The sequence below is a fragment of the Chryseobacterium polytrichastri genome (assembly GCF_900142445.1).
GTDB lineage: Bacteria > Bacteroidota > Bacteroidia > Flavobacteriales > Weeksellaceae > Chryseobacterium > Chryseobacterium polytrichastri.
Map to the genome: position 1 here is coordinate 1 of NZ_FRAV01000071.1, position 6,760 is coordinate 6,760.

A 6,760-nucleotide genomic window follows, 5' to 3' on the forward strand; every position below is an offset into this window, starting at 1 on the left:
TCCCTGTGACTTGTCATATTTCCATTATCATCATATGTGATGGTATTGGGAGTTGCCAGATAAGGATAACCATTGCTGTTTCCTATCTGCTCTTCGGTTACTTTTGTCAGCCTGTTACCTGTATAATCGTATTTCAGATTATCAATTTTTAAGGCTATGCTGCTTCCCGTTAATAAATTTTCTGATCTTTGCAATCTTAAAATATTCCCGTTTAAATCATAATCTAATTTTTCAAAATATTCTTTAGCCGTCTCAGCCCCTTCTCTCTGATAAAAGCCAACACTAAGTCTGTTTAAAGGATCATAAACATAGCCATATCTTTTCAAAGGTTCATTTTCTTCTGTCAGCGTTTTCCAGCTTACTTCTGAAATATTTCCATTATACTTTGCTTTTACTTTCAAATCAGAAAAATCCATATTCGGAGTTTCCAATCCTTCCACTGTATTGTAATTGATTTTATATGCGAACAAATCGTTTCCTAGATTAGCCGGATTATTAATCTTGGTCATCCAACCTCGGATGTTGTATGCATAATCAATTTGTTGAAGAGGCTGAGCAGGATCAATACCTCCGACTTTTTTGCTTTCTAATTGTGAAAGTTCATTGTATTTGTTTTGGGTCAAAATCTCAATTGGATTATTGTCCACCTGATGAGTATGAGCCAGTAATCTATTTTGATGATCGTAGGTGAAATTTTCAGTTATTATTTTTTCGGTATCGGAGTCAAGTCTTTTATGTAAGGTTACCGTTTGTTGAACAGCTCCTGCGAAATCTAATTTAGAATCTACTTTCGTACGCCCTCCCAAATGATTGATAGAATAAGATCTTACCGCTCTTCCTCTAGTATCATAATATGAGTAATTCTTTGTCCAGTTATCATCTTCGATGTTTTTAACATAAGAAGCCACAGGCAAACTTTTTGTACTCACAGGTGAGTTCGTGACATCCTGCGGTAAAACATCCTGTCCTAAAATAGAAGGAGGAATTGCCGGTGAGCCTTGAGGATAGGTATCATAATAGTTAACAGTTAAAATGGTAGGAATTTCTCCTATAAAATAGTTATCAGTATAGTAAACAGTCATCCCATTTCTGGTAAACCCTGTGGCATTTCTACTTTCAGTAATGACTGCATTATTTATTTCCTGCTGTCTTGATGCTCTTTCTCCACCCGCTAAAACTCCGGTGTAAGCTACTCTTCCGAACTGATCATACTTGGTAATCTGCCATTTATTTTGTCCTTTTAAATTAGCATCCTGGGAAAGAATTAATCTATCCGTTTTATCATACACCATATATTCCCAACCTTTGCCCGGGAGTTTCTTTTCTACCAAACGGTTTCTCCCATCATAAATATAACGATAGCATAGATTATTTAACAAAGTATCATCTATAGTATTGGAGATAGAAGCTAAAGGAGGAATAACATAAGCCAACTGATTATAATCGTTATAAACATAATAAGTGTCGGCATTTTCTGTAGCAGAAATCACTTTTCTAACCAACAAGGTTTGCCCTTGTCCATTTTTAAATTCTATGGTTTTATTTCCATCTTCATCAGTTACTGTTGTTTTGTATAATTGAGCAGCACCATACGAACCCGATAGACTAATGCTTGATTCAAAGGTTGTATAATTAAAAGTAGCAATATACTTTTTTACTTCTCCATCAATATTAGCATCATAGTCAAATTTCACAGGCTTATTGCTCCAATCTGTTCCTACCTGTATTTGCTGTTGAACGCGATCAAATGGTGAGTTTTCTAATACTTTTTCTGCATAAATCTTCTCGTTTCCTAAAGGAGTATTTCCTGCATTAGCCAACGGCGTTGGGACTATCTCTCCGTTCATAGTTCCTCCCTGAGGAACGGGAAGATAGTCTTTGGTTTGCCTTCCGAAAACATCATATTCAATATGAGTAACCACATCTCTTCCTTGTGGTGATGCTTTTACATTTACCACCTGTTTTGGCCTTCCGAGTCCATCAAAATACTGAACAGTATGGATTTGTTTTACAGTTGAATTGCTTGTGGCTACCGGTTCAAGATAGGTTCTGGTCTGGACATAGTTTTGGTTAGTCGGTAAATTCTGTGCATGGACTAAACTTGTGATAAGCAAAGCTCCAATGGGTATAATTATCTTTTTCACCGGTGTTAGTTTTTATAATTGTAGTTGAATTCTGTAAGGATTTTGTACTCTAAGCTACCATTGGCATTCTTCATCTCTTGCTTTATCTCTTTCAATCTGTTAGCGGTATCATAAATATAAACCTCTCTGATTCCCGATGGAGGAGTGATACTTTTTACCCCAATTAATGGATCATAGGTATAAGTACTCGTTTGGTATAATGATAAAGCGCTGTTATTTCTGAAAGAATTCAATGCGGTGATTAAAGCCTGCTCCGAAGCTTCTGTGCCTAATTGACCGTCCGTATTGGAAACGGTAACTATTGTTGAAATCAAATTTGATAATTGATTATAAGTTGCTCCTTCTATTTTGGCAATAGGCTGAGTGTTTTTATAGCCCCAAACAATAGAGACAGGAATTCCATCTTTTGTAGTGTACTGCTGTAAGTTTCCTTTCGAATCGTATTGATCATGGGTAACTTCGGTAGACGGATCGTTATTGATATGAGACAGATCATAAGATTTTATTGATAATGGAAGCACTAACCGATCATCATTATTGGTTATTTCAGCAACTGTTTTAGGATAAACCGTTTCAGTTTTTGCTAACGTTTGAGTAGTAACACCTATTGTTTGGGTTGAGATGGTTTCTAATGGAATCCCAATCATATTTTTATTGATCATGAGCTGATTGCCTTTTTCATGGGCGTAAGCGTAATCTGTCTGCTGAATTTCTCCGGAAGGGAAAACACTTTTTGTATTTTTTAGGGTAATAGGTTTGTTTATATCCGTATCATAATATTCATACTTTGTTTTGGAAGTGATCTTTTTACCGTTAAAGTATTCTGTGGTTTCAGACTTGTCTTTTTCAACTTTTGCCGATTCTATAAGATCCATACGATGCTCAACAAAATAAGTATCTACAGGGGTTTGCAAAATAGTTTCCATTACTTTTATAATATCAAAATCCGTAGAAAAAGCCACTACCTCAGGTAGACTAGTGGTAAACTCGGATAAACTGTTTTTTAAGGTGTTGAGCTTATAGGTATTATTCACAACCCTTACGGTATCGTTATTTTGATTCAGATAAATCTCTCTTTTCAGGTTTCCGGCTTTCCATTTATTATACACATAATTGGAAGATGTATATTCTTCAAATTCTCTAATAATTTTTCCTTTGCCTGTGATTTCTACCACAGAAGGATAGGTCATAATATCAGAACTTCCGTAACTGTTATTAGCCTGACTGGAATTATGAATACGGTAATACCTCTCAAAAGTTGATCCTATCTGAACCTGTTCTCCGTTCCCTGTACCTGCTCCAGAGCCTCCGCCTACATCGCCTGTAAACTGTCTTACATATCTTTTAATAAATGAAGAAAAGTTATACGGCTGGTTCAGTCTAAAATCAGGAATAAATGTTCCATTTTCGTATTTTCCATATGCATATTGATATACATTTGAAATGTTATTTTCATCTACATCTTCCATCTTTCGAAGACGAAGACCGCCATATTTTCTTGTATTATCTGTGTAAGTAGGATATTTGTATCTTATAGCTCCATAGATATTACATCTACATGCCCCTATTTTATAAATTGATAATTGTAAGGGGGAACCCATTGAAATATTCCAATCTACCGTTTTTGGACGCCAGTCCGAAAAATATTTTTGGCCATGTCTGGCAGTTCCTGTACAGCTGGTTACATCTTCTGGGTCTATAACTTGACCGGGACCCGGATTATCACCATTGTCACATGAGTGACTGAAATTCAGTTCAAGTTTTTCAGGTTCTGCACCAATACCTAAGTTTACTATTTGTTGCATCTGAGCAGAGGTAATTGGAAATGACTTTAATTCAGAAAAGTCATCATTAGATTCATCCACAATACTGCCAACTTCTAAATGCCCCCAAGCATACCCTGAAGGTTCTCTTTCGGTATTGTAAGGAAGTTCATATTCAAAATTTTTCTTTGCTCCGGTCGGATATTGAATTGATTTTAAACTGCCTAAAATAGCGTATGTCTCATTCGGCTCTCTATCTCTTTTCTGAACAGCATTTAATACATCTAATGGAATCCCATATGACGCAGGGATATTATTAGGAATATTAGAAACTTCGTTATTATAAGTAGCATTTATATATCCCCAATAGTCGTCATTGCTTGAATTCCTTCTAGGAAGGTTCAATTGCTCGTTATATTCAAATCTGTAATCTGAATTCTGAAGATTATCGTGTACATTAGTTAGCTTAAGTCTGTAATCTTCGTAGGTTTTATTGGCTCTGTTGCTTTCAAAATAACTGTAATTAAGACTTATATCTTTTATTGTCTTTCCTGCTTTGTTTGTTACAATGACTCTGCGCAGCGCAATTCCTGTATTGTTATTGTTAAGATCTTTTCTATAAGTTAACCCGTCAGAGAATGCATTATTGGCATCATCAGAATAGAAAAAAGTAACTTCACCACCATCAAACTGAATTTTTCGGATTAAAGATTCTGAAAAACCGCTAGTTGATTCCGTTTTTTCATATTTAGGAAGAGGAACTAAATGTTCGAAATTCTGACTCAGGTTAGGAGTTATTTTAAAATTTGCCACCTGATTAATATTTCTTTCCGTATACATATTAGATTTATGGTAAGAAAATCTAGCTACGTTATTATTGACTTTAAGACTGTCTAAATTATAAAGAGAGATGTGAGAAGAAGAGCCACCAATATACATTGATTCCGTAGTATTTCTTGGAGATACCCAATATTCAGTACCTTGTGTATCTTTCACATAAAACTTATTCCCAGTTCGGGTAATGATAACATCATCATTGGGTATCAGAAAAGTCTGATTATTGTCTTTTAAAATAAAAGACCCCGATGCGGTAGGAAAATTATAATCAAAAATATCTTTTTTTGTATCGTAAAGATTATCATACAAACTGGCCAGATTAGCACGCATCTGGTTATTAACAGGTAACTCATTAAATCCCCCGTTATATGCTCCGTAATCATTTATATTTTTAGAGAAAAACTGAGACGTAAGGTCATCTAATCCCTGCATATTCTGAGAAATATTTCCTGGAATATTTAAGGCCCAACCTAATCCAACAATACTTGAAACCTCATTAAGCTTAATTCCTCCTGTATTATAGGATAAAGAAATAGGAATATTTATTCCGCCTACACTAATAGTATAAATCGGAATACTAATGTTGGCTTTCCCTCTGAAATAATCCATCGGTATTTTTTCAACCTTTGATAGACTGTAAGTTTCCGGACTTGTAGGAAAAGGTACCAATTGCTTGGGCTGCTCCCCAAGATTTGACTGCCCTTTGTAAAAGGCGCTGAATAGTATCAACGAAAAGAGTATCTTTTTTATCATATATTAGTTTTTAATCAGTTTAGCGTTAGCCGTTTTATTCGTATCTGTTTTAATCGTAATCAAATAAGCTCCTTGAATCAAAGCCTGCGTATTGATTTTAGTGACTTTATTCTTCGTTTTCAAACTTTGCAATTGTCTTCCAGACATATCATACAAAAGGATATCAGCTTCTTTGAAGTCAAAACCAATTTCTACATATGCATAATCTGATACAGGATTCGGATAAATCTTGATATCTTGTTTTACGATTAGCTGATCGATTTGTTTATCTCCAAGTTTGACAATCTTCCAGTTTTCTTTACCAAGTTCTTCGGCACTGGTGCCTGCTAAAATGATGGAACCATCTCTGTTGAGTTTAATATCAGAAAGCCTTTCTTCCTTTTTTCTAGATTCTCCTTTGACGTGTTTTCTCCACTGTTCATTCCCATTTTGATCCAAATACAGCATCCAAAATGTTTCGTCATCAGTTTGTATTCTGCCTTCAGCCTGAGTGTAACCTCCTAATAAAATCCCTTTTGAAGTTTTATCATCTGAACCATGTAGCACACTCATTCCCATTAATACATCTCTATTTTTGAAATTGTAGGATTTTTGCCAAAGTTCATCTCCTTTTTCATTCAGAGAGATCAACCATAGATCTGTACCTTCTTCAATACCCACTGTTTTATTTCCTGATCTTTCAGATCTCGATTCTCCTCCAATTAAAAATCCTGTTGATGTTAATGCGAGTGTTCTCAAATGATCATCACCTTTTCCTCCAAAGTTCTTTTCCCATTCTACTTTGCCTTCTTTATTAAGTTTGATGATCCAATAATCTCCTTCGCCAAAGCTTTCAGTTTTCTTTGAACCACCCATACCACTTCTTGAGTATATCCCAAGCAAAGCACCTCCGTCTTTCGTTGGAATCATTTTTTCTACTTCATCTAATCCTTTTCCACCTAAAATAGATTGTGATAATTCTTTTCCGTTTTTATCTAGTTTTATAATTAAAACATCTTTAGATCCATGACCTTTCGCTGAGTTTTGCACATTACCCGCAACAAAAAATCCTAAATCGGTCGTTTGAATAACTGATCTTGATTCTTCATCGGCTGAACTCCCTAAAGTTTTTTGCCATAATTCGTCTCCAAATTCATTCAATCTGATGAGCCAAATGTCAGAACCTCCCTTAGAATCATCTTTTTTATCCAGACCTTTTCCGCTGTAAGAAGTTCCTGCCAAAAGAAATCCTCCTTCTTGAGTTGCTACCGTTGCTGAAAGAAA

The 6,760-nt window shown here is 35.3% G+C and carries 3 protein-coding genes; all 3 read right to left on the bottom strand.

Annotation, left to right across the window (positions count from 1 at the left end; translation table 11 throughout):
• Positions 1-2,144 (bottom strand): DUF6443 domain-containing protein (locus BUB80_RS22750; protein ID WP_228433943.1); only part of this gene is annotated, 2,144 nt, incomplete at its 3' end.
• 5 nt (positions 2,145-2,149) lie between these two features.
• Positions 2,150-5,497 carry a hypothetical protein gene (locus tag BUB80_RS22755; RefSeq protein WP_139262890.1) on the bottom strand — a complete coding sequence of 1,116 codons (3,348 nt, stop codon included), beginning with the start codon at positions 5,495-5,497 and terminating at the stop codon, positions 2,150-2,152.
• Positions 5,498-5,500: 3 nt separating this feature from the next.
• On the bottom strand, positions 5,501-6,760 hold a 1,260-nt coding region (locus BUB80_RS22760), incomplete at its 5' end, for a T9SS type A sorting domain-containing protein (RefSeq protein WP_073297995.1).